We start from the raw sequence: 22,320 nt of genomic DNA, 5'->3' as shown, positions 1-22,320 counted from the left end.
GCGTCCATTGTGGTGTCATGTACTATGTTCTCGTACCTGTGCTGCTCGTCCTGATGGGGCTGGTCGCCTTTTCGCTGATCCGCGGGATCGTCGCCTTTCTCAAGACCACACGTATCGACCTCGAAAGCGGAGAGGCTGAAACGGCAAGCGACATGCAGCTTGCCCAGAACAAGGCGATGTTCGCCCGCATCAAGTATCAGGCGCTGGCGATCGTCGTAGTGGCGATTCTCCTTGCCGTTTCGCGCTGAGGCCCATGGTCAAGCTGAATCGGATCTACACCCGCACCGGGGATGACGGGACCACGGGCCTTGTCGACGGTTCGCGCTGTCCGAAGCATTCCGCGCGGATCGCCGCTATGGGGCTGGTCGACGAGGCCAACAGCGCCATCGGCCTTGCGATCTGTGCGCTGTCGGACGAAGGCCAGCGGGCGCTGCTCACGCGGGTGCAGAACGATCTGTTCGATCTTGGTGCGGACCTTGCCACCCCGGCCGCGAACGATGATTTCACCCCGTCCGAGATGGTGTTGCGGATTGTTTCGGGTCAGCCTGAATGGATCGAGGCGCAGATCGATGCGCTCAATGAACGGCTTAAACCCCTGACCAGCTTCGTCCTGCCTGGCGGGAGCGAGGCGGCGGCCCGCATCCATGTCGCCCGTGCGACCACCCGTGCGGCGGAGCGGGCGATGGTTGCTCTGGCTGCAGACGTTCCGGTCAATCCGTCCGCGCTCGCCTATATCAACCGCCTGTCTGACTTGTTGTTCGTGCTCGCGCGGGTGGTGAATGACGATGGGCGGTCCGATGTAAAGTGGGTGCCGGGCGCCAATCGCTAGGCAATTAGTCTGCTAGCCAGCGGCCATGTTCCCCGCTAGGGCGGCGCTCTTGCTGCACTTGCGAAGGAATGAGCCCATGCGCAACATCGCCGTCATCGGCGCCGGTCAGATGGGAACCGGTATCGCCCAGACCGTCGCCGCCCATGGCATGAACGTCATGCTGACCGACGTCGATCTCGCCCGCGCCGAAGCGGGCAAGGCCAATATCGAGAAGGCGCTGGTCAAGCTGATGGGCCGCGGCAAGATCGAGGCGGCCGAAGCCGAGGCGCTGCTAGCACGTATCACACCTGTCGCCGATTATTCGCCCTTCGCCGAGGCCGATCTGATCGTCGAAGCCGCAACCGAGCGCGAGGAGATCAAGAACGCGATCTTCGACAATGCTGGCAAGGTGCTGGCAGCCGATGCGATCATGGCATCCAACACCTCTTCGATCCCGATCACCCGCATGGCCAACCACTCGCCCGATCCGGCGCGCTTTATCGGGCTGCATTTCTTCAATCCGGTGCCGGTCATGGGCCTGATCGAGGTGATCCCCGGCCTTGCGACCTCTCATGATACCACTGACCGCGTGACCGCCTTCGCCAGGGGGCTGGGCAAGGAAGTCGTGCTGAGCCAGGACGAACCTGGCTTCGTCGTCAACCGTATCCTGCTACCGATGATCAACGAGGCCGTGTTCGTGCTCGGCCAGTCGACCGCCGGGATCGAGGATATCGACAAGGGTTGCCGCCTCGGCCTGAACCACCCGATGGGACCGCTGCAGCTGGCGGATTTCGTCGGGCTCGACACCTGCCTCGACATCATCAAGGTGCTCTACAAGACCACCCGCGACAGCAAGTATCGCCCTGCGCCCTTGCTCGTGAAGTATGTCGAGGCTGGCTGGCTCGGCCGCAAGACCGGACGCGGTTTCTACGACTATACCGGCGAGGCGCCGGTTCCGACCCGCTGATCTTTCGGGGGCAAGGCCTAATACGGCTCGATCGTCTGCTGGTCTGACCCGTCGTCGCGCGGAACCAGCATACCGGGGGAGTCCGCTTTTACCGGTCCGCCGATCTTTGCCTTGCTCGCAGCCGACCGGCCTTGCTGACCGCTTGCTTGCCAGGGTTGAGGCGCTTCCTCCTCTTCCGCCTCGGTCGCTTCTTCGGCAGCATATTCGCCGAACACATCCGCGCCCGTACCCCCCCAGCCGCTGGCCGGATCGAGCGGTTCGATCACCTCGCTGGGCTGTTCGGAGAGGTCGCGTGCATCCTCGGTAACCACCTCGCGCTCCTCGGTGACGCGGGCAAGCCTGTCGTCGAGCGCTTCCTCACCATCGAGCGTGCTGGCGATCACCAATGCGCCGATGATGGTCGTCGCGGCGAATACGAGCGCAGCCTTGCTGTTGGCAAACGGGTTGGTCGACATGCGCGCACTAGTAGCCCGGTTTCGGTTAAGCTTTGGTAGATGTCAGCCTTTGGCGGACGGCAAGGCGCGTTTCCATTCATAGAGCAGATCCAGCGCCTCGCGCGGGGCGAGAGCATCGAGGTCTGCGGCGCGCAGGGCTTCGGCAAGCCGCTGTTCGGGCGAGGCGGGCGCGGGCTCGGTATGCAGGGCGGCAAACAGCGGGAGATCACCGAGACCGGCAGCTATGCCACCGGTCGCCTCGCGCGTCGCCTCGAGCTTTTCGAGCACTGCCCTTGCGCGTTCGACCACCTGGGCCGGAACCCCGGCAAGCCGCGCCACTGCCAGCCCGTAGGAGCGATCCGCCGGCCCTTCGGCCATCTCGTGCAGCAGCACCAGATCGCCTTGCCATTCGCGGGCGCGGACATGGTGGAGCGAAAGCGCGTCGCAGGTCTCGGCCAGACGGGCGAGCTCGTGATAGTGGGTCGCGAAGAGGCACCGGCAGCGGATCTGCGAATGTACCGCCTCGGCCACCGCCCAGGCCAGAGCCAGCCCGTCATAGGTGGAGGTGCCGCGTCCGACCTCGTCGAGGATCACGAAGCTACGATCCGTTGCCTGTGCGAGGATGGCGGCGGTTTCGACCATCTCGACCATGAAGGTAGAGCGGCCCCGAGCCAGATTGTCCGCCGCCCCTACCCGGCTGAAGAGGCGATCGACAGGGCCAACGCGCGCGGCACTTGCCGGTACGAAGCAGCCTGCCTGCGCCAGCAGAACGATCAGCGCGTTCTGTCTGAGGAAGGTCGATTTGCCGCCCATGTTGGGCCCGCCGACCAGCCATAGCCGGTTGTCTTCTGCCAGCAGGCAATCGTTCGCTACAAACCGCTCTCCCGCCTTGGCGAGTGCGGCTTCGACCACCGGATGCCGCCCGGCTGTGATGGAAAGGCCACCGTCTTCGGAGATATCCGGCCGGCACCAGTCACCCTCCGCAGCGCGTTCGGCATTGCCCGCGCCGACGTCCAGCCTGGCGAGCGCTGCGGCGGTGGCGGCAATGGCCTCGCGCGCGGCGACGACTTCGCCGACCAGCGTCTCGAAATGGGCTTCCTCGGCGGCGATTGCATGACCCGCGGCTTCAGCGATGCGGGCGGCTTCCTCGTGGAGCCTCAGCGAGTTGAAGCGCACCGCGTCCTTCATCGTCTGGCGATGCGTGAAGCCGCTCTCCGGTGCCATCAGCCGGTCTGCGTGGCGTGCCGAGACTTCGATGAAATAGCCGAGCACGCCGTTGTGACGGATCTTGAGTGTCGCGATCCCCGTCTCCTCGCGGTAGCGCGCTTCCATCGCCGCAATCGCCCGTCGGGCATCCCCGGATGTGGCGCGCAACTCATCGAGTGCGGGGTCGTAACCATCGGCGATGAATCCGCCGCTGCTGCGCTCGGTCGGGGGGGAGGGCACCAGCGCCCGCGACAGCAGATCGGTCAGTGCGCCGTGGCCGGTCAGCCGGATAATCGCCTCATCGAGAAGCACGGGCCGGTCCGGCGCGTTGCCGAGCCAATGGTGCAGCCGCATCGCCTCGCAGAGTCCGTCGCGCAGCTGGCCGAGATCACGCGGGCTTCCGCGTCCCGCCACTACCCGTCCGAGCGCACGGCCCAGATCGGGAATGGCGCGCAGGGAATCGCGAAGCTGCGTCCGCTCGATCGGGCGGTCGCGCCAGAACTGCACCAGGGCAAGGCGCGCCTCGATGGCAATGGCATTGAGCAGCGGCGCCGACAAATCCTCCGCCAACAGCCGCGAACCAGCCCCGGTCACGCAACGATCCACCGCCCCGATCAGGCTTCCTGCCCGTCCGCCGGACGTGCTTTCCAGTATCTCGAGGCTCGCCCGCGTCGCCGTGTCCATCGCCATCGTGCTATGGGTCTCGCGCAGCACCGGCGGCAGCAGCAACGGCAGGCTCCCGCGTCCGACGTGGTCGAGATAGGAGATAAGTCCGCCCGCCGCTGCCAGCATGGCGCGGGTGAAGGCGCCGAAGGCATCCAGCGTTGCTACCTTGTGGAGAGCCTTGAGCCGTTCAGCCCCTGCATCACTGCCGAAGGTGCTCCGCGGACGGAAAATCGCGTCCTCTGGGCCATGCGCCCAATCTTCAGGCACCACTACCTCGCTCGGGGACAGTCGCGCCAGCGCCGCGCCAAGCTGTGCGGCCTCGCATTCTTCCAGCACCATCGCGCCCGTGGACACATCCACAGCGGCAAGCCCCACCGCTTCGCGCAGCTCCGCCAGAGCCACCAGCAGATTGGCGCTGCGCGGCTCTAGCAGGGCTTCCTCGGTCAGCGTGCCCGCCGTCACCAGGCGCACGATAGCACGGCCAACCAGCACCTTGGATGAAGGCGTGCCTTCGCGTTTCGCGCGCGCCTTGGCCTCATCGGGCGTCTCGACCTGCTCGGCGATCGCCACCCGGCAGCCCGCCTTGATGAGCCGCGCGAGGTAGCTTTCTGCCGAATGCACCGGCACCCCGCACATCGGGATTGGTGCGCCATTGTGTTCCCCGCGCGTGGTCAGCGCGATATCGAGAATTGCCGCCGCCTGCTTGGCGTCTTCGAAGAACAGCTCGAAAAAATCGCCCATGCGATAGAACAGCAGCGCGTCGCCCGCTTCCTCGCGCAGGGCGAGGTATTGCGCCATCATCGGCGTGGGCTTGGATGCGGCGGAGGCGGCCATGCTGCCGGACTAGACCGATGTGCGGCGATTCGGAATGACAGCACTTGCGGCTTTCCCCCGAAGCGGTGCCATTTCCGGCCTATCCCTCGCCGTTCGGCAAGGCTAAGACCAGCGGCGGACGACCGGACAAAGGCAAGGGGTTCAGGCAAAATGGCCGAAGAGAACAAGGGCGGGTTCACCGCGCGTGAGGCGCTGTTCTATCATGAGACGATCCGTCCGGGTAAGCTGGAGATCGTCGCCACCAAGCCGATGACCTCGCAGCGCGACCTCAGTCTCGCCTATTCGCCTGGCGTCGCTGTGCCGGTCGAAGCGATCGCCGCCGATCCCTCGCTCGCCGCGCGTTATACGGCCAAGGCGAACCTCGTGGCGGTGATCTCCAACGGGACCGCGATCCTCGGCCTCGGCAATCTGGGTGCGCTGGCTTCCAAGCCGGTGATGGAAGGCAAGGCGGTTCTGTTCAAGCGCTTCGCCGATGTGGATTCGATCGACATCGAACTCGCCACAGAAGATCCGCAGGCGTTCATCGAGGCGGTCGCGCTGATGGAACCGACTTTCGGCGGGATCAATCTCGAAGACATCAAGGCGCCCGAATGCTTCATCATCGAGGCCGCGCTGCGCGAACGCATGAAAATTCCGATCATGCACGACGACCAGCACGGCACCGCGATCATCACCGCGGCGGGCCTGCTCAATGCCTGCCACCTTACCGGGCGCGACATCAAGGATGTGAAGGTGGTGGTCAACGGCGCGGGCGCGGCGGCGATTGCCTGCACCGCACTGATCAAGGCGATGGGTGTGGCACACGAGAACGTGATCATGTGCGATCGTTCCGGGCCGATTACCCCGGGCCGCGAGGGTGTCGACCAGTGGAAGAGCGCCCACGCGGTCGCCACTTCGGCGAAGAGCCTCGAAGAGGCGCTGGTAGGGGCTGACATCTTCCTCGGCCTGTCGGCGGCGGGTGCGTTGAAGCCCGATTGGGTCAAGAAGATGGCCGACAAGCCGATCATCTTCGCCATGGCCAACCCCGTGCCGGAAATCATGCCGGACGAGGCCAAGGCCGTCCGTCCCGATGCCATCGTCGCCACCGGACGTAGCGATTTCCCCAATCAGGTGAACAACGTGCTGGGCTTCCCCTTCATCTTCCGCGGGGCGCTCGACGTGCAGGCGACCACGATCAACGAGGAAATGAAGGTCGCCGCTGCCGAAGCGATTGCGGAACTCGCGCGCCAGCAGGTGCCGGAAGAAGTGGCAAGCGCCTATGGCAAGAATCACAAGTTCGGCACCGATTACATCATCCCTGCCCCGTTTGACCCGCGTCTGATCGAGGTCGTGTCATCGGCGGTCGCCAAGGCGGCGATGGATTCGGGCGTCGCCCGCACGCGGATCGAGGATTTCGAGGCCTATCGCGTCGCCCTGCGCTCGCGCCTCAACCCAACCACGTCGGTGCTGACCGGGGTCTATGAAATCGCCAAGGCCAATCCCAAGCGCATGGTGTTCGCCGAGGCGGAAGAGGAAGTGGTGCTGCGCGCCGCGATCCAGTTCCGCGATTTCGGCTATGGCACGCCCGTTCTGGTGGGCCGCACCAAGGCGGTGCTCGACAAGCTGCACCAGCTTTCGGTCAGCGATCCGGGCAGCTTCGAGATCCAGAACTCGGCTGACAGCGAGCATGTGCCCGCGATGGTCGATTATCTCTACAAGCGGCTCCAGCGGCGCGGCTATACCATGCGCGATGTGCGCCGGCTGGTGAACCAGGAGCGCAACGTCTTTGCCGCGCTGCTGGTCGCGCTCGGGCACGGCGAGGGCATGATCACCGGCATGACCCGCACCTTCGCCCAGACCGTGCGCGAGGTGAATCTGGTGCTCGACAAGAAGCCGGGCGCGCTGCCTTTCGGCATCCACATGATGATCGGCAAGCACCACACTACCTTTCTTGCCGACACCACCATAAACGAACGCCCGAGCGCTGCGGAACTTGCCCATATTGCGCGCGAGACCGCCGCCGTCGCCCGTCGCATGGGCCATGAACCGCGGGTGGCGTTCCTCAGCTATTCGACCTTCGGCAACCCTTCGGGCCAGTGGCTTGCCAGCATCCGCGAGGCGGTGGCGATCCTCGACAAGGAAGATCCGGGCTTCGAGTATGAAGGCGAAATGGCCCCCGATGCCGCGCTCAACCCCAAGGTGATGGCGCTCTATCCCTTCAGCCGCCTGTCCGGCCCGGCCAATGTGCTGATCATGCCGGGGCTGCAATCGGCCAACCTCTCGGCCAAGCTGCTCCGCGAACTGGGCAGCAACGCGACCGTCGGCCCGATGCTGATCGGGATGGAAAAGCCGGTGCAGATCGTGCCGATGACTGCACTGGCCCCGGATGTGCTGACGCTGGCCGTGCTGACGAGCGCGGGGGTTGTGGGGTGATCTTCCTGCGCGCGGGCCTCGCCTATTGGGCGATGGTGTTCGCGCTGGGGTTCATGCTGGGCACTGTGCGGGTGCTGTGGCTGGTGCCGTTGGTCGGCCTCCTCCCCGCGACCGCGCTGGAACTGCCGGTGATGCTGGCGGCAAGCTGGTGGGCGGCGGGTTGGTTGATGCAGCGGCTCGGGATCGCGCAGCCTGGCGAGGCGCTGGCCATGGGCGCACTCGCCTTCATGCTGCTGCTCGCTGCAGAAGCGGTACTGGCGACGTTCCTATCTTCACAGAGCCCTGCGCAATGGCTGACGGGGCTAAAGGAACCGCACGCGCTCCTCGGACTGGCGGGACAGGTCGTGTTTGCGCTGATGCCGTGGTGGCGGGTGCGGCGCGGAACCTAACGCCCGCGCAAGACGCGCCAGCCAGCAAGGATCGCGGCCCCGTCGCTTCCACGGTGGGGCACGAGGTTGAGCAGACCGAGGATCACCGACAAGGCGATGAACAATTCGCTCAGCGCCTCGCCCCAATCGGCCAGTGCCTCGCGGCGGCGGCGGGCGCGGTCTGTCTCCAGCATGGCTTCGATTTCGGCCTCCGAGGGCAGGCGGATTGCCGGTCTGGTTGCGCGTGGCGGGGCGTCGGTGTCGACTGCCGAGATCTGCAGCGGATCGGGATCCGCTCGTTCGCCTGAGGGCAGCACGCTTGCCGACAGCAGCGCCGCCAGCCCCGCCACCACCGCTGCCGAGGCGAAGTTGGAAAGCGGCCCGGCGGCGGCAATCGCCATGTCCTTGCGGGTCGATCCGCCCGCTTCGAAGGTATAGCTGACATACCCGCCGATATCGTGCGCCGGCAGTTCCGGCTCGAACCGAACCGCTCGGCGCGATGTGTCCCACACGAAGGGCACCGCGCAAATCGCGTCCACTCGCGCGCCGCTGCGCCACGCCGCCAGCGCATGGCCGAGTTCATGGATGACGATGATCACGAATTGCAGCGCCGCAATCGCTGCAAAGGCGATCAGCCAGTTGTCGCCAAAAGCCTCATACTTCGACGCCGTGACCCACAGCGCCGCGCTGGCCAGATACCAGAGCGCATAGACGATCCGGTCGCCGAGCGAGCTCACCGCCGCCTGAACCGGAAATACCACACCTCGTGCCCGTACACCGTGCGCGCCTTGTGTTCATAGCGCGTCTCGGGCCAGCCGGACGGGCGCAGCTGCCAGTCTGACGGCTTCTCCACCACCCATTCGAACAGGTCGGTGTGGCGCTGCATCACCATCAGGGCGTGGCGCAGATAGACCGCGTGATCGGTGCCGAAGCGCAGCTCGCCGCCGGGCTTCAGCTTCTGCGCAAACAGCTCCACCGGGCCATCGTTCATCATCCGCCGCTTGGCGTGGCGGGCCTTGGGCCAGGGATCGGGGTGGAGCAGGTAGAGCATCGTCAGCGCCCCATCCGGCACGCGTTGCAGCACCTCGATCGCATCGCCGTGATGCAGCCGGATATTGCCGAGCCGCTGGTCCTCGATATGGGTCAGCGCCTGCGCCACGCCGTTGAGGAAGGGTTCCGCGCCGATGAAGCCGTGATCGGGCAGCAGATCGGCGCGGTAGGCGAGATGCTCGCCCCCGCCAAAGCCGATCTCGAAATGCAGCGGGCGCTCATCGCCGAACAGGGCGGCGCTGGTCACCGGGCCATCGGCGGGCACGGCGATCTGCGGCAGGAGATTGTCGACCAGACCCTGCTGGCGCGCGCGCAGGGGTTTGCCCTGGCTGCGGCCATAGAGCCGGTTCAATGTGATCGGATCGCCTTCCTTGAATGCCGTCATGGCCGCAGCCGCTAGGCCGGGCAGGGCCTGCTTGTCCAGCCCGCCTTTGCCCTGCTTGCCTTGAAGTCGTCCTGCAATTGCCGCTATCGCCTCTGGCATGGATCAGGTCGCACTTTTTCTCGAAGGCCAGCCTGCATGGCTGCAATCGCTGATCGGGCTCGCCGTACTTACGGTTGCCGCGCTCACTGCCAACTACTTTCTCAAACACGTAATTCTGCGCGCCGCCTCTCCCTGGCTCGACCGCCAGACGAAGACAATCGACAAGGCCGTCGGCTGGCTCGCGACGGTTGTTCCGCTGCTGATCGTGTCGAACGGTATCGAACTCGTGCCCTATCTCGCGCCTGCGGTGCGCGAGGTTGTCAGCAATCTCGCCGAGACGCTGATCGTGCTGTCGGTCGCACTGTCGATGGTCAGGGGACTGGCCTATCTCAACGAGCTTTACGAACGCCTGCCGCAATCGAAGAACCGGCCGATCAAGGGTTACCTGCAGGTGCTCAAGATCCTTGTGCTGTGCGGTGCTGCGCTGATTGTCATCTCGATCCTGATCGACCAGTCCCCGCTGCTGCTGCTGTCCGGTCTCGGCGCAATCACCGCAGTGTTGCTACTGGTGTTCAAGGACACCATCCTCAGCCTTGTCGCCAGCGTGCAGCTGTCCACCAACGACATGCTGCGGGTGGGCGACTGGATCGAGATGCCGGGAATGAACGCCGATGGCGATGTGATCGACATCTCGCTGCATACGGTGAAGGTCCAGAACTTCGACAAGACAATCACCACCATCCCGACCCACCGGCTGGTGTCTGATTCCTTCCGCAACTGGCGCGGCATGAGCGAAAGCGGCGGGCGGCGGATCAAGCGCGCTCTGCCGCTCGACCAGAATTCCATCCGCTTCCTGTCGGAAGACGAGGTCACGGCACTCCAGCGCTTTCGGCTGCTGCGCCCCTATCTGGCGGAAAAGCAGGCCGAGATTGCCGCGTGGAACGCGCGCGAGCTTGCGGGCGAAGAAAACCCGGTGAATGCGCGGCGGCTGACCAATATCGGTACTTTGCGCGCCTATGTGCTGGCCTATCTCCAGCAGCATCCGCGTATCAGCGATGGTTTCACTTTGCTGGTGAGGCAATTGCCGCCGGGCGCGCAGGGGCTGCCGCTGGAGCTCTATTGCTTTACCGACACCACCGCCTGGCTGGAATATGAGGCAATCCAGGCCGATATCTTCGATCACCTGCTGGCGATCCTGCCCGAATTTCACCTGCGGCTATTCCAGGAGCCTTCGGGCGTGGATTTCGGCGGCCTGACGACGGCCGCCCGGATCTAGCCGGGATGTATTGAGGACTGTACCGGCCTGAAAGAGCCGCAAGGCCGTTCGGCCACCCGCAGCTGCTCGATCCTGAAAGGATCGAAACGCAGCGAAGACGAGGGCGCGCAGGCGCCCTCGCAACGAATTACGCAGCCTCAGCTTCTTCGTTCGGGTCACGCAGCACGTAGCCGCGGCCCCACACGGTCTCGATGTAGTTCTCGCCGCCGCAAGCCAGCGAAAGCTTCTTGCGCAGCTTGCAGATGAACACGTCGATGATCTTGAGTTCCGGCTCGTCCATCCCGCCATAGAGATGGTTGAGGAACATTTCCTTGGTCAGCGTGGTGCCCTTGCGCAAGCTGAGCAGTTCCAGCATCGCATATTCCTTGCCGGTCAGGTGCACGCGGGCCCCGTCGACTTCCACCGTCTTGGCGTCGAGGTTCACCGCCAGCTTGCCGGTGCGGATGACCGACTGGGAGTGGCCCTTCGAACGGCGCACCACGGCGTGGATGCGGGCGACCAGTTCCTCGCGGTGGAACGGCTTGGTCACATAATCGTCGGCGCCGAAGCCGAAGCTGCGCACCTTGGAATCCATCTCGGCAATGCCGGACAGGATCAGCACCGGCGTCTGCACCTTGGCGACGCGCAGCTTCTTGAGCACGTCATAGCCATGCATGTCGGGCAGGTTCAGGTCGAGCAGGATGATGTCGTAATCATACAGCTTGCCAAGATCCAAACCCTCTTCGCCGAGGTCGGTCGAATAGACATTGAAGCCTTCGGTCGTGAGCATCAGCTCGATCGCCTTGGCGGTGGTCGGTTCGTCTTCGATCAGCAGAACGCGCATTGCAGTCCCCTAACTTGCCCCTGGTAACCCCCGCTTAGGAGAGGTTGCCGACTGTTAACCACGGCACTTCTCACCAAAAAAGGTTAATAAGAAGTTTAGGCCGTTAACTTTTTGAAGTGAGTCTTTCGAGTCACACTGAGGCGGGTGGAAAATCCCCCGGGAGATATGCCTTTACGGCCTCCCCGTCAGTCCGGGGAAACTCCTAACGCAAAGTCGCCAGCTTCTTCGCGCGCCTCCGTTCGGCGCTGGAGCCGAGGCCGATCGCCTCGCGGTACTTGGCCACCGTGCGCCGCGCGAGGTCGTAGCCTTCGGCTTTCAGCATATCGGCCAGCTGCTGGTCGGATAGGATCGTCTTCACCGTCTCGGCATCGATCAGCGCCTTGATCCGGGCCTTGATCGCTTCCGAGGATGCGCCTTCCCCGTCAGCCGAAGCCACCCCGCTGGTGAAGAAGTACTTCAGTTCGAAAGTCCCGCGCTCGCACCAAAGGTACTTGTTGCTGGTGACGCGGCTGACGGTGCTTTCGTGCATCTCGATCTGCTCGGCCACTTCGCGCAAGGTCAGCGGGCGCAGTTCGGAAACGCCGCGGCGGAAGAAGCCTTCCTGCTGCTTCACGATCTCGGCAGCGGTCTTGAGAATTGTCTTCTGGCGCTGGTCGAGCGCGCGGATCAACCAGTGGGCATCGGCAAGCTTTTCCTTGAGCCAGCCCCGCGACGCCTTGTCCGAGGCTCCGGCGTCCAGTTCCATGAAGTAGCCGCGGTTCACGATCAGGCGAGGCAGCGTTTCCTCGTTCAAGGCGATGTCCCATCCGCCGCGCCCGTTGGCGATGACGAGAATATCCGGGGTGACAGCTGTGGTGGCCGAGGACGCAAAGGCGAGCCCCGGCTTGGGATTGTAGCTGCGCAATTCGCGCAGCATGTCGGCGAAGTCCTCGTCGTCTACCCGGCATAGCCGTTTCAATCGCTCTACCTCGCCGCGCGCCACCAGTTCGAGGTTGTCGATCAGCGCCTTCATGCACGGATCGTAACGGTCCGCCTCGCGCGCCTGGATGGCGATGCATTCGGCCAGATTGCGCGCGCCGACGCCTGAGGGGTCTAGCGATTGCACCAGCGCGAGCGCCGCCTCGGCCTCATCCGGTGCGACACCCAGATCCTCCGCCACTTCTGCCAGCGGTGTGAGGAGATAGCCTGCATCATCCAGCAGCCCGATGATGTGGCGGGCGATGAAGACAAGGCGCGGGTCGCTGGTCAGCGCGCCGATCTGGCCTTCGAGATGCTCTGTAAGCGTCATCTCGGCGGCGCGCAGCTGCTCCCAGTCGGGCAGCTCGTCGAAGTCGCCGCCCGCGCTGCCTGCCGCGCCCCATTCGGCATCGCGCGCTGACGGGGCCTCGCCGTCGCCCGTGTCCCAGTCGAGGTCTACCGCAGCCAGGTCCAGCGGAGAATCGCCCTCGCCTCCACCCAGCAGCATCAGTTCGTCGGCGGGTGCATCCTCGCCCGGGGCCGGGGCCGGTTCACCCTGTTCCGGCTCGCCTGCATCGGGCGTGCCAGTGTCGAGCAGCGGATTGGCTTCGAGCGCCTCGGCGATAAAGGTCTCGATCTCGAGATTGGAGGCCGCCAGCAGCTTGATCGCCTGCTGCAATTGCGGCGTCATCACCAGCGATTGCGTCTGCCGTAAGTCGAGGCGGGGGCCTAATGCCATGCCTGACCGCCCTAGAGCGTGAAGCTCTCGCCAAGATAGAGCCGCCGCACGTTCTCGTCCGCAACCAGTTCCTGCGGGGAACCTGCGAACAGCACCTGCCCGCCGTAGATGATGCAGGCGCGATCAACGATATCGAGCGTTTCGCGCACATTGTGATCGGTGATCAGAACCCCGATGCCACGCTGTTTCAGATCCTTCACCAGATCGCGGATGTCGCTGATCGAGAGCGGGTCGATCCCGGCGAAGGGCTCGTCCAGCAACATGATCGAAGGCTTGGCCGCCAGCGCGCGGGCAATCTCGCAGCGGCGCCGCTCTCCGCCCGACAGCGCCATGGCAGGCGACTCGCGCAGGCGGGTGAGGCCGAATTCATCAAGCAGGCGCTCCAGCTCGGCTGCACGCGTGGTAGCATCGGGCTCGACCAGCTCGAGGACGCAATTGATGTTCTGTTCGACCGTCATCCCGCGGAAGATGCTGGTTTCCTGGGGGAGGTAGCCAAGGCCGAGGATCGCGCGGCGATACATCGGCAGCTTCGTCACATCCTCGCCGTCCATCAGGATACGGCCCGAATCCGGCTTCACCAGCCCCATGATCGAATAGAAGCAGGTGGTCTTGCCCGCCCCGTTGGGACCGAGCAGACCCAGCACCTCGCCCTTGGCCACATGCAGCGAGATATCTGTCAGCACCGCGCGCTTGTCATAGCTCTTGGCGATCGAGATGACCTCCAGCCCGCTGCCGAGTGGCTGAGTGTCAGCGGCAGTGTCTGCGACTGGCGCGATGGGTGTGGACTCGTTCATTACAGCGGGGTCTTTAGCAGCCCTGAAGCGCCAGAAAAGACCTGCGGGCCGTTTGGCAGGATTTTTGCTTAGTCTTGGCCCTTGCGGCAACACGGGGGACCAGCCCAGACAAACCTTGGGCGATTCCCGCTATTTGCAGGGCCATCGTTGCGTACTGCGCAACACGAAGCGGGGCTCCCTTGCAATATTGCAACTTGGGGCGCGCTTTGCGATACTCGGCCCCAGACACGTACCGTTGGGGAGCGGCGCAATGGGGAAAGCAAGCCGACAGCAGGAAGCCAGCGTAGCGGCAGGCGTGCGCAAGCGTGACTGGCGCCGGGCCATGAGCGATCATGTCGCCTACAGCCTGCTGGTCTACACGGGCCTGCAGATCTTCGTCACGGCCAAGGCCTTGTCCGAAGGGTCATCCATCGCACTGCCATTTCTGGCTCTGGTCGTGCTGGTCGCCGGCATTATTCCCGCACTGCGCTGGTACGAGCGACGTTGGGCTGTGCTGAACGATGTTCAGGCGGCGGACGAAGCTTTCCTCGGCGAGTTCCGCCGCGACATTGCTGCCTTGTGGCTACTGGCGGTGGGTCTGCCTTTCGGCCTCGCGCTGATTTTCAAGGCTGCGCTCGCCGCCTTCTGAGAAAGGGCGCGGCCCGCACAGGCCGGCGCCCTTCCCCTGCGTGCAGTCCGCGTTTTATCCGGCCTGATACCGCTCGATTGCCTCGGTCACGATCTTCCGCGCTTCGGCCGCGTCACCCCAACTCCCGATCCGCACCCACTTCTCGCTCTCAAGATCCTTGTAGTGGGTGAAGAAGTGTTCGATCTGCTGGAAAATGATGCTCGGCAGGTCCTTGGTTTCGCCGACATCGGAATAGTAGGGGAAGGTCGTGTCGACAGGCACGCAGACCAGCTTTTCGTCGCCGCCATGCTCGTCTTCCAGGTTGAGCACACCGATCGGGCGGGCGCGCACCACGCAGCCCGGGATGAAGGGCGAGCGCGAGATCACCAGGGCATCCAGCGGGTCGCCATCGGGCGACAGCGTGTGCGGCACGAAGCCGTAATTGGCCGGGTAACGCATCGGCGTGTGGAGGATGCGGTCGACGAACAGCGCGCCGCTTTCCTTGTCGAATTCATACTTCACCGGCTCGCCGCCGGTCGGGACTTCGATAATGACGTTGAGATCATGCGGCGGATTCTTGCCGGTCGGGATCTTGTCGATGCGCATGGATGTTCTCTTCTTGTGGCCTGTGATCGGAGAGGTAACGCGCTGGCCCTTAATCGGTGCCGCAGGATTGCGAAAGGGGCTCCTTCGGCCTAATCCGCGCGCCCATGAGCAAGAAGACCCCCCAGGCCATCCGCGGCACCCAGGATATTTTCGGCGCAGAGGCCGAGGCTTTCGCCTTCGTGGTCGAAACCTTCGAGCGTGTGCGGCGGCTGTACCGTTTCCGCCGGGTGGAAATGCCGGTGTTCGAAAAGACCGAGGTGTTCGCGCGCAGCCTCGGCGAGACGACCGATGTGGTGTCGAAGGAAATGTATTCCTTCGAGGACCGCGGCGGGGAATCGCTGACCCTGCGCCCGGAGTTCACCGCCGGGATCGCGCGCGCGTTCCTGACCAACGGCTGGCAGCAATATGCGCCCTTGAAGGTCGCGACCCACGGCCCGCTGTTCCGTTACGAGCGCCCGCAAAAGGGCCGCTATCGCCAGTTCCACCAGATCGACGCCGAAGTGATTGGCGCTGCCGAGCCGCAGGCGGATGTCGAGCTGCTGGCGATGGCAGACCAGCTCTTGCGCGAGCTTGGCATCCACGATGTCACCCTGCACCTCAACACTTTGGGCGACGGCGCGAGCCGCGAGGCGTGGCGGGCGGCTTTGGTCGAATACTTCCGCGCAGTGAAGGGCGAGTTGTCCGAGGAATCGCAGGAGCGGCTGGAGAAGAACCCGCTGCGGATTCTGGATTCGAAGGATGCGCGGGACAAGCCGTTTCTGGCGGATGCACCGAAGATCGATGCGTTTCTTTCGGAGGAGGCTTCGGCTTTCTTCGCCGCCGTGACCAGCGGGCTGGATGCGGCGGGGGTGAAGTGGGTGCGGGCGGAAAGCCTCGTTCGCGGCCTCGACTACTACCGCCACACAGCCTTCGAATTCATCCCGGACGACGGGAGTGCCTCGGCGGCGGCTTTGGGAAGCCAGAGCACGGTGCTGGGCGGCGGACGCTATGACGGGCTCATGGAAAGCCTCGGCGGCGCGCCGACGCCTGCGGTGGGCTGGGCCGCGGGGATCGAGCGGCTGGCGATGCTGGTGGGGGCGCGGGAGGAGGCGAAGGCCGACGCCGTGGTGGTGGTCGAGAACGACGACCGGCTTGCCGATGCCATTGCGCTTGTCGGAAGGCTGCGTGCATCGGGTTTCGCCACTGAACTGATTGCAAGCGGCTCGCCTCGAAAGCGTTTCGATAAGGCGAAGAAGCTCGCCAGCCACGCGCTCGTGTCCTTTGCCGTGGCCGATGGCACACCCGTTCGGGTCATGGGAGACGGCGGTGAACGCCATACGAAAGTCGAAAGCTTCGTTTTGGCGAACACCTAACACAAACGTCTCCCCGGGCTTGACCCGGGGCCCCGCTTTTCTTCTCGTGGCGGGGCATTAAATAGCGGGATCCTGGGTCAAGCCCGGGAAGACGAGTGAACTCCAAGAAAATGCAAATCCCCCCCGAACGCCTTGACCAGATCGCGCAACGCTTTGCGGAGCTGGAAGCGCGCATGGCCTCGGGCACGCTCGAGGGCGAGGCCTTTGTGCGCGCCTCGCGGGATTATGCCGAGCTCGAACCGGTGGCGAAGGTCGCCGCCGAAGTGAAGGCCGCGCGCGAGGAAATGGCGGGGTTGCAAGACATGCTCGCCGATCCGGAAATGAAGGCGATGGCCGAGGAGGAGCTGAGCGAAATCAAGGCCACCCTCCCCGATCTCGAACGCCGTCTCGCCATCGCGCTGCTGCCGCGCGATTCCGCCGACTCCAAGCCCGCCATGCTCGAAATCCGCGCTGGCACCGGGGGCGACGAGGCCGCGCTGTTCGCCGCTGATCTCTATCGGATGTATGAAAAATACGCCGCCGAGCAGGGCTGGCGCGTCGAGCCGGTCAGCATCAACGCCTCGGACATCGGCGGCTACAAGGAAGTGATCGCCAACGTCACCGGCACCGGCGTGTTCGCCAAGCTGAAGTTCGAAAGCGGCGTCCACCGCGTCCAGCGCGTGCCGGTGACCGAAAGCGGCGGGCGTATCCACACCTCGGCGGCAACCGTGGCGGTGCTGCCGGAACCCGACGAGGTTGACGTTCAAATCGAGGACAAGGACCTCAAGATCGACGTGTACCGCGCGAGCGGAGCAGGCGGCCAGCACGTCAACACCACCGATTCGGCGGTGCGGATCACCCACCTGCCCACCGGCACCGTCGTCACCTGCCAGGACGCGCGCAGCCAGCACAAGAACCGCGAGAAGGCGATGCAGGTGCTGCGCACGCGGCTCTACGATGCTCAGCGCGAGGCCAGCCAGGGCGCCGAGGCCGAGGCGAGGAAGGCGATGGTCGGCTCTGGCGACCGGTCCGAACGCATCCGCACCTATAATTTCCCACAGGGGCGCGTGACCGATCACCGCATCGGGCTGACGCTGCACAAACTTGAAGAAGTGCTCGCCGGGCCGGGTCTTGCCGAACTGATCGACGCGCTGATCGCCGAGGACGAGGGCAAGCGGCTGGCGGCGTTGGCCGAGTGATGACCGTCGGCGAAGCGATTCGCGCCGCTGCCACGCGACTTGTCGCCACCAGCGACACCGCGCGATTGGATGCCGAACTGCTGATGGCCCATGCGATGGGCGTTTCCCGTTCCGACATGCTGCTGCGCGCGATGCGCGAGCGTGCACCAGACAGCTTTGCCGCACTGGTCGAACGGCGCATGGGCCACGAGCCGGTCGCCTACATCACCGGCGAGGCTGAATTCTACGGCCTCACCCTAAAGGTCACCCCCGCCACCCTGATCCCGCGCAGCGACAGCGAAGCGCTGATCGAGGCGGCGCGCGAAGCCTTCGCCGACCGTCCGCCGCCGCAGCGCATCCTCGATCTCGGCACTGGATCGGGTGCGCTGTTGCTCGCCGCGATGTCTGTATGGAACGCCGCTGATGGTGTTGGTCTTGATGCATCATTCGAGGCACTGTTGGTGGCGATCCGCAATGCGCAGGCGCATGCGAATATTCCGGTTGGAATCATCGGAACGCCGGACGCTGACCCGCCGCCGTTACGCCCTGAACGGGGCATGGCACGGTTCGTCGAGCGGGACTGGTTCAAGCACGGCTGGCGCGCTCAGATCGGCACCTTCGACCTCATCCTGTGCAACCCGCCCTATGTCGAAGACGGCGTCGCGCTTGACCGCCAAGTGCGTGACTTCGAGCCGGCCACCGCATTGTTCGCCGGACCCGACGGCCTCGACGATTACCGCGCTCTCATCCCCCAACTGCGGGCCCTGATGAACTCCGGCGCCGTCGCAATTCTGGAAATCGGCACGAATCAGGCGGAACCCGTCACCGCGCTGGCCGAAGCGGCCGGCTTCGCCGTCAACCTGCGCCGTGATCTGGCCGAAAGGCCTCGCGCGCTCGTCCTTCGGTGAGGAAAAGCGCGGTAGGGCTTGGCAAAGCGCTCCGGCATCGCTACCTGCATCTTCAGGACAGACGATCTGCGAAGGGCGCAAATCGCTGGGCCAAGCTCCAGAACTCGCTCGAACCGGCCGTAAGGACTTGCCCCCGGCCATGTAGCGCGGAGCGCGCGTCACGCGTTGGCACGGCCTGAAAGGCAAAGCCAAAACGGTGGGGTGCATGGACAAGGGGTCTGTTGGCAACAGGTGCAGACAGGGTTTGCTCCGGGCCGCTGATTAAGGAACACCTTCCTTGAATAACAACCGCAACAACCGTCGCCGCGGGCGCGGGAATCGCTCTCAGAGCGGCAACGGCAACCAGCTTAACCGGATCGACAGCCGGGCGCGCGGCAATGCGCCCCAACTGCTCGAGAAATACAAGAAGCTGGCGCAAGACGCTCAACATAACGGCGACCGGGTGCAGATGGAGTATTACCTCCAGTTTGCCGACCACTATTTCCGCGTAATCGCTGACAACAAGGCGCGTCAGGAAGAGGCGCGCGGGCCTCGCCGCGGCGATGATCGCGACCAGAGTGACGATATTGGCGACGAAGACGGCGATTTCGATCGCGGTCGCCGCAGCGAGCGCGTCCAGCGCCAGCGCCGCGATGACCGTGACAGCGAACAGCGCGCCAACGACGAAGGCGAATACGGGCAGGAAGGCGAGCCTTTCCTCAACACCGATGAAACCGCTCCATCTGCCGAAGCGGAAACCGAACAGCGCCCCGAGCCGCGTCGTCGTCAGCCGCGCAAGCCGCGCGAGGATGCGCAGGGCGAGCGCGGCGACAAGCGCCCCGAAAAGGCCGAAGCGCGCCGCCGCAAGCCGCGGAAAGCGGCAGATGATGACCGCGGGGCGATCGATTCATCGATTCTTCCGCCTTCGATTCGCGGTGATGATGCCGGTGATACTTCCGGCGACAGCGACGGCACCCTCGAAGCGGTCGGCTGACTGCCGTGATTCAGCGGCTGGCGGCGATACCGGCGCTGATGCAGCGCGGCCCGGCGCTCGCCGCCATTATTCTCGGACTGGTTGCTGCCTGCGCCTTTCCCCCGCTGCACCTGTGGCCGCTCGGCCTCGCGGCGCTGGCGGGGTTCGTGTGGCTGATCCACTCTGCCGATAATTGGAAGCAGGCGCTGGGACGCGCGTGGCTGTTCGGCTGGGCGCATCTCACGCTCGCTAATAACTGGATCGCGACCGCCTTTACCCATCAGGCCAAGATGCCCGAGGTGCTGGGCTGGGTCGCGGTGCCGCTGCTGTGCATCTACCTCGCATGGTATCCCGCCTTTGCTGCGCTGGTGGCGCACCTGCTGGCGAAGAAGCGCCCGCTATGGGCTTTCGGGCTGGTGCTGGCGGGGGCGTGGATTGTCACCGAGTGGCTGCGCGGCTGGGTCTTCACCGGTTACCCGTGGCCGCCGCTGGGGCTGATGCTGCTGGGCGGCTGGGACGCGCCGGGCCTTGCGAGGTTCCTGCCATGGATGGGCACTTATGCCCTGTCCGGTCTGGCGGTGTTGCTGGGGGTTGCCATTGCCGATGGCGCGATCCGCCGCGATCATCTGCTGCGATGGCTTGGCTTTGCGGCGGCGCTCGCCCTGTTCATGCTGCCACCGTCCGACCTCACCCCCGACAGCCCCATCCGCTACACCCTCGTCCAGCCCAATATCCCGCAATCCGAAATCAACGATGCCAGCAAGTTCGAGGCGCAATTCGCCCGCATCGCTGCGCTGACCAACACGGGGCGCGGCGACTCGCGCGTCGTCTTGTGGCCCGAAAGCGCGATCCCCGACTATCTGGAGGACGGCTATCCGGCGCTTTACTATCGCCAGATGACCGCCGGAGGCGATCCGGAGTTTGCCCGCAAGCGTATCGGCGGAATCATCGGCCCGCAATCGACCCTGCTGACCGGAGTGGTCAATCTCGACATCGCCGCCCGTCCCGATGGCACGCAAGGCGCGGTCAGTGCGCGCAATTCGGTGATGGCGCTGGATGGCGAGGGCGCGATCAAGGCCAGTTACGCCAAGGCGCATCTGGTGCCCTATGGCGAATACCTGCCGATGCGCTCCATTCTCGAACCGCTCGGCCTGTCGCGGCTGGTGGCGGGGAGCATTGACTACGTCCCCGGTCCGGGGCCGCGCACGCTCGACCTTGGCGAACATGGCAAGGCGGGCATCCAGATCTGCTACGAGATCGTGTTCTCGGGCGCGGTGGTCGATCCTGCCAACCGCCCGGATTATATCTTCAATCCCTCGAACGACGGCTGGTTCGGTGCCTGGGGCCCGCCGCAGCATCTCGCGCAGGCACGGATGCGGGCGATCGAGGAAGGGCTGCCGGTGCTGCGCTCCACCACCACCGGGATCAGCGCGGTGATCGATTCGCAGGGGATCGTTCGCCAGCATATCGGGCGGGGCAAGGCCGACGCGCTCGACGGGATCGTGCCCGCCGCCAAGCCGCCGACGCTGTTCGGGCGCTTCGGCCACGCGCTGACGCTGGGCTGGGCGGCGCTGTTCATGGCGCTGGGCCTTGCCCTGCCAAGAGCGCTTGCGCTGACCCGCGCGCGAGGCTAGGGCGATCCGGCAGAAGGTCGGACATAAAGGTTTCCTTATATCTGCATAAGGTGGCCCGTCCGGCGCAAGACCGCTCAACACAGCCCCCGGGGGACCCATGCGCAACGAATATCTGTTCACTTCCGAAAGCGTTTCCGAAGGGCACCCTGACAAGGTCTCCGACCAGATTTCCGATGCGATCGTCGATCTGATGCTTGCCAAGGACCCCGAAGCGCGGGTCGCCTGTGAAACCATGACCACCACCCAGCGGGTGATGCTGTCGGGCGAAATCCGTTGCAAGCCGATGTATGACGACAATAACGAAGACTGGAAGTTCAACGGCTATTGGGCACCGGGCGCCCGCGACGAGATCGAAAGCGCGGTTCGTCGCACGATCAAGCAGATCGGCTACGAGCAAGACGGCTTTCACTGGAAGACCCTGACCTTCGAAAACCACCTCCACGGCCAGTCGGCGCATATTGCGCAAGGGGTGGACGCCGGGGCCAACAAGGATGAAGGCGCGGGCGATCAGGGCATCATGTTCGGCTTTGCATGTGACGAGACCCCCGACCTGATGCCGGCGACGCTCGATTACAGCCACAAGATCCTCGAACGCCTCGCTGCCGACCGCCATTCGGGCGTCGCTCCCTTCCTCGAACCCGACGCCAAGAGCCAGGTGACGCTGCGTTACCGTGATGGCAAGCCGGTGGCCTGCACCGCGGTGGTTGTCAGCACCCAGCACGCCGAGGGTTATGACGAGGGCGAGAAGGAAGCCGAGCTCAAGGCCTATGTGAAGAAGGTCGTAGGCGAGATCCTGCCGCAAGGCTTCATCTCGGACGAGACCGTGTGGCACATCAATCCCACCGGCAGCTTCGTGATCGGCGGCCCTGACGGCGACGCGGGCCTGACGGGGCGCAAGATCATCGTCGACACCTATGGTGGGGCCAGCCCGCACGGTGGCGGTGCGTTCAGCGGCAAGGACCCGACCAAGGTCGACCGTTCGGCTGCCTATATTACCCGCTACCTCGCCAAGAACGTCGTCGCTGCGGGCCTTGCCAAGCGCTGCACCATCCAGATCGCCTATGCTATCGGCGTGTCCGAGCCGCTGTCGCTTTATGTCGATACCCATGGCACCGGCACAGTCGGCGACGATGCGATCGAGACCGCGATCAAGGGCATCGCCAAGCTTGGCGGGCTGACCCCGCGCGGCATCCGCACCCATCTCGGCCTTAACAAGCCGATTTACCAGAAGACCGCCGCCTACGGCCACTTCGGGCGTAAGGCGGAAGGCGACTTCTTCCCGTGGGAGCGCACCGATCTCGTCGCTGATCTCAAGGCAGCGCTCGGCTGAATTTTGCGTTAGGGGT

21 protein-coding genes are annotated in these 22,320 nt (G+C 64.7%); 13 read left to right on the top strand and 8 right to left on the bottom strand.

What is annotated here, in order from left to right; translation table 11 throughout:
• Window positions 1-17: 17 nt before the first annotated feature.
• From I603_RS13890 to I603_RS13880, 3 genes are all read left to right on the top strand, one after another.
• Window positions 18-248 (top strand): HIG1 domain-containing protein, encoded by a 231-nt coding sequence (locus I603_RS13890; protein ID WP_068865831.1) that lies wholly within the window; start codon window positions 18-20, stop codon window positions 246-248.
• A 5-nt stretch (window positions 249-253) separates the two neighbouring features.
• A complete protein-coding gene (locus I603_RS13885) occupies window positions 254-829 on the top strand; it encodes a cob(I)yrinic acid a,c-diamide adenosyltransferase (RefSeq protein WP_068865830.1) in 576 nt (191 codons plus the stop codon).
• A 76-nt stretch (window positions 830-905) separates the two neighbouring features.
• Window positions 906-1,775: a 3-hydroxyacyl-CoA dehydrogenase NAD-binding domain-containing protein gene (locus tag I603_RS13880; RefSeq protein WP_068865829.1), complete on the top strand. Its 870-nt coding sequence runs from the start codon at window positions 906-908 to the stop codon at window positions 1,773-1,775.
• Window positions 1,776-1,792: 17 nt separating this feature from the next.
• On the opposite strand, the gene I603_RS13875 is transcribed toward I603_RS13880, so the two are convergent.
• Both I603_RS13875 and mutS read right to left on the bottom strand, forming a co-directional pair.
• Window positions 1,793-2,230 (bottom strand): hypothetical protein, encoded by a 438-nt coding sequence (locus I603_RS13875; RefSeq protein WP_068865828.1) that lies wholly within the window; start codon window positions 2,228-2,230, stop codon window positions 1,793-1,795.
• A 42-nt stretch (window positions 2,231-2,272) separates the two neighbouring features.
• Window positions 2,273-4,915, bottom strand: a complete 2,643-nt coding sequence (gene mutS / locus I603_RS13870; protein WP_456151861.1) for a DNA mismatch repair protein MutS — start codon at window positions 4,913-4,915, stop codon at window positions 2,273-2,275.
• 150 nt (window positions 4,916-5,065) lie between these two features.
• Here mutS and I603_RS13865 point away from each other — a divergent pair, with 150 nt between their 5' ends.
• Together I603_RS13865 and I603_RS13860 are read left to right on the top strand one after the other, a co-directional pair.
• Window positions 5,066-7,327, top strand: a complete 2,262-nt coding sequence (locus tag I603_RS13865) for an NADP-dependent malic enzyme (protein ID WP_068865827.1) — start codon at window positions 5,066-5,068, stop codon at window positions 7,325-7,327.
• Window positions 7,324-7,716 carry a hypothetical protein gene (locus I603_RS13860; protein ID WP_084440133.1) on the top strand — a complete coding sequence of 131 codons (393 nt, stop codon included), beginning with the start codon at window positions 7,324-7,326 and terminating at the stop codon, window positions 7,714-7,716. The genes I603_RS13865 and I603_RS13860 overlap by 4 nt, the downstream gene beginning before the upstream one ends.
• Here I603_RS13860 and I603_RS13855 read toward each other — a convergent pair.
• Window positions 7,713-8,432, bottom strand: coding sequence for a M50 family metallopeptidase (locus I603_RS13855; protein WP_068865826.1), 720 nt, complete (start codon window positions 8,430-8,432; stop codon window positions 7,713-7,715). The genes I603_RS13860 and I603_RS13855 overlap by 4 nt on opposite strands.
• Entirely contained in the window at window positions 8,429-9,130 is a 702-nt protein-coding gene (gene trmB / locus I603_RS13850; protein WP_068865876.1) for a tRNA (guanine(46)-N(7))-methyltransferase TrmB, read from the bottom strand. The genes I603_RS13855 and trmB overlap by 4 nt, the downstream gene beginning before the upstream one ends.
• Window positions 9,131-9,227: 97 nt before the next feature.
• On the opposite strand from trmB, the gene I603_RS13845 reads away from it, so the two are divergent.
• Entirely contained in the window at window positions 9,228-10,445 is a 1,218-nt protein-coding gene (locus I603_RS13845) for a mechanosensitive ion channel family protein (RefSeq protein ID WP_068865825.1), read from the top strand.
• A 127-nt stretch (window positions 10,446-10,572) separates the two neighbouring features.
• Here I603_RS13845 and ctrA read toward each other — a convergent pair whose 3' ends face one another.
• The 3 genes from ctrA to lptB form a co-directional block, all read right to left on the bottom strand.
• Entirely contained in the window at window positions 10,573-11,268 is a 696-nt protein-coding gene (ctrA, locus tag I603_RS13840; protein WP_068865824.1) for a response regulator transcription factor CtrA, read from the bottom strand.
• 202 nt (window positions 11,269-11,470) lie between these two features.
• Window positions 11,471-12,964, bottom strand: coding sequence for an RNA polymerase factor sigma-54 (gene rpoN, locus I603_RS13835; RefSeq protein ID WP_068865823.1), 1,494 nt, complete (start codon window positions 12,962-12,964; stop codon window positions 11,471-11,473).
• A gap of 11 nt (window positions 12,965-12,975) precedes the next feature.
• Entirely contained in the window at window positions 12,976-13,758 is a 783-nt protein-coding gene (gene lptB, locus I603_RS13830; RefSeq protein WP_068865822.1) for an LPS export ABC transporter ATP-binding protein, read from the bottom strand.
• A gap of 250 nt (window positions 13,759-14,008) precedes the next feature.
• Here lptB and I603_RS13825 point away from each other — a divergent pair, with 250 nt between their 5' ends.
• Window positions 14,009-14,386, top strand: coding sequence for a hypothetical protein (locus tag I603_RS13825; protein ID WP_068865821.1), 378 nt, complete (start codon window positions 14,009-14,011; stop codon window positions 14,384-14,386).
• Window positions 14,387-14,440: 54 nt separating this feature from the next.
• Here I603_RS13825 and ppa read toward each other — a convergent pair whose 3' ends face one another.
• On the bottom strand, window positions 14,441-14,971 hold the full coding sequence (gene ppa, locus I603_RS13820) for an inorganic diphosphatase (RefSeq protein WP_068865820.1): 531 nt from the start codon (window positions 14,969-14,971) through the stop codon (window positions 14,441-14,443).
• A 104-nt stretch (window positions 14,972-15,075) separates the two neighbouring features.
• Between ppa and hisS the strand changes: the two genes are divergently transcribed.
• The 6 genes from hisS to metK all read left to right on the top strand — a co-directional run bounded on the left by hisS (window position 15,076) and on the right by metK (window position 22,304).
• A complete protein-coding gene (gene hisS / locus I603_RS13815) occupies window positions 15,076-16,323 on the top strand; it encodes a histidine--tRNA ligase (RefSeq protein ID WP_068865819.1) in 1,248 nt (415 codons plus the stop codon).
• A gap of 110 nt (window positions 16,324-16,433) precedes the next feature.
• Window positions 16,434-17,501: a peptide chain release factor 1 gene (gene prfA / locus I603_RS13810; RefSeq protein ID WP_068865818.1), complete on the top strand. Its 1,068-nt coding sequence runs from the start codon at window positions 16,434-16,436 to the stop codon at window positions 17,499-17,501.
• Window positions 17,501-18,388 (top strand): N5-glutamine methyltransferase family protein, encoded by an 888-nt coding sequence (locus I603_RS13805; protein ID WP_068865817.1) that lies wholly within the window; start codon window positions 17,501-17,503, stop codon window positions 18,386-18,388. The genes prfA and I603_RS13805 overlap by 1 nt, the downstream gene beginning before the upstream one ends.
• A gap of 277 nt (window positions 18,389-18,665) precedes the next feature.
• Window positions 18,666-19,361, top strand: coding sequence for a DUF4167 domain-containing protein (locus I603_RS13800; RefSeq protein ID WP_068865816.1), 696 nt, complete (start codon window positions 18,666-18,668; stop codon window positions 19,359-19,361).
• 38 nt (window positions 19,362-19,399) lie between these two features.
• On the top strand, window positions 19,400-20,974 hold the full coding sequence (gene lnt, locus I603_RS13795) for an apolipoprotein N-acyltransferase (protein ID WP_068865875.1): 1,575 nt from the start codon (window positions 19,400-19,402) through the stop codon (window positions 20,972-20,974).
• Window positions 20,975-21,071: 97 nt separating this feature from the next.
• Window positions 21,072-22,304 carry a methionine adenosyltransferase gene (gene metK, locus I603_RS13790; RefSeq protein ID WP_068865815.1) on the top strand — a complete coding sequence of 411 codons (1,233 nt, stop codon included), beginning with the start codon at window positions 21,072-21,074 and terminating at the stop codon, window positions 22,302-22,304.
• The last annotated feature ends 16 nt before the right edge of the window (window positions 22,305-22,320 follow it).

It is taken from the genome of Erythrobacter dokdonensis DSW-74, from assembly GCF_001677335.1.
In the GTDB taxonomy this organism is placed as follows: Bacteria; Pseudomonadota; Alphaproteobacteria; order Sphingomonadales; family Sphingomonadaceae; genus Erythrobacter; species Erythrobacter dokdonensis.
The sequence above is the reverse complement of the archived record's forward strand: the minus strand, read 5'-3'. Positions and strand labels throughout refer to the sequence as shown.

Bases quoted from the DNA above. Each gene is read 5' to 3' on its own strand.
- I603_RS13885 (WP_068865830.1), top strand. From the start codon at position 254: ATGGTCAAGCTGAATCGGATCTACACCCGCACCGGGGATGACGGGACC.
- I603_RS13865 (WP_068865827.1), top strand. From the start codon at position 5,066: ATGGCCGAAGAGAACAAGGGCGGGTTCACCGCGCGTGAGGCGCTGTTC.
- ctrA (WP_068865824.1), bottom strand. From the start codon at position 11,268: ATGCGCGTTCTGCTGATCGAAGACGAACCGACCACCGCCAAGGCGATC.
- ppa (WP_068865820.1), bottom strand. From the start codon at position 14,971: ATGCGCATCGACAAGATCCCGACCGGCAAGAATCCGCCGCATGATCTC.
- mutS (WP_456151861.1), bottom strand. From the start codon at position 4,915: ATGGCCGCCTCCGCCGCATCCAAGCCCACGCCGATGATGGCGCAATAC.
- I603_RS13890 (WP_068865831.1), top strand. From the start codon at position 18: ATGTACTATGTTCTCGTACCTGTGCTGCTCGTCCTGATGGGGCTGGTC.
- I603_RS13825 (WP_068865821.1), top strand. From the start codon at position 14,009: ATGGGGAAAGCAAGCCGACAGCAGGAAGCCAGCGTAGCGGCAGGCGTG.
- lptB (WP_068865822.1), bottom strand. From the start codon at position 13,758: ATGAACGAGTCCACACCCATCGCGCCAGTCGCAGACACTGCCGCTGAC.
- I603_RS13805 (WP_068865817.1), top strand. From the start codon at position 17,501: ATGACCGTCGGCGAAGCGATTCGCGCCGCTGCCACGCGACTTGTCGCC.
- trmB (WP_068865876.1), bottom strand. From the start codon at position 9,130: ATGACGGCATTCAAGGAAGGCGATCCGATCACATTGAACCGGCTCTAT.
- rpoN (WP_068865823.1), bottom strand. From the start codon at position 12,964: ATGGCATTAGGCCCCCGCCTCGACTTACGGCAGACGCAATCGCTGGTG.
- metK (WP_068865815.1), top strand. From the start codon at position 21,072: ATGCGCAACGAATATCTGTTCACTTCCGAAAGCGTTTCCGAAGGGCAC.
- I603_RS13880 (WP_068865829.1), top strand. From the start codon at position 906: ATGCGCAACATCGCCGTCATCGGCGCCGGTCAGATGGGAACCGGTATC.
- prfA (WP_068865818.1), top strand. From the start codon at position 16,434: ATGCAAATCCCCCCCGAACGCCTTGACCAGATCGCGCAACGCTTTGCG.
- I603_RS13875 (WP_068865828.1), bottom strand. From the start codon at position 2,230: ATGTCGACCAACCCGTTTGCCAACAGCAAGGCTGCGCTCGTATTCGCC.
- I603_RS13845 (WP_068865825.1), top strand. From the start codon at position 9,228: ATGGATCAGGTCGCACTTTTTCTCGAAGGCCAGCCTGCATGGCTGCAA.
- hisS (WP_068865819.1), top strand. From the start codon at position 15,076: ATGAGCAAGAAGACCCCCCAGGCCATCCGCGGCACCCAGGATATTTTC.
- lnt (WP_068865875.1), top strand. From the start codon at position 19,400: ATGCAGCGCGGCCCGGCGCTCGCCGCCATTATTCTCGGACTGGTTGCT.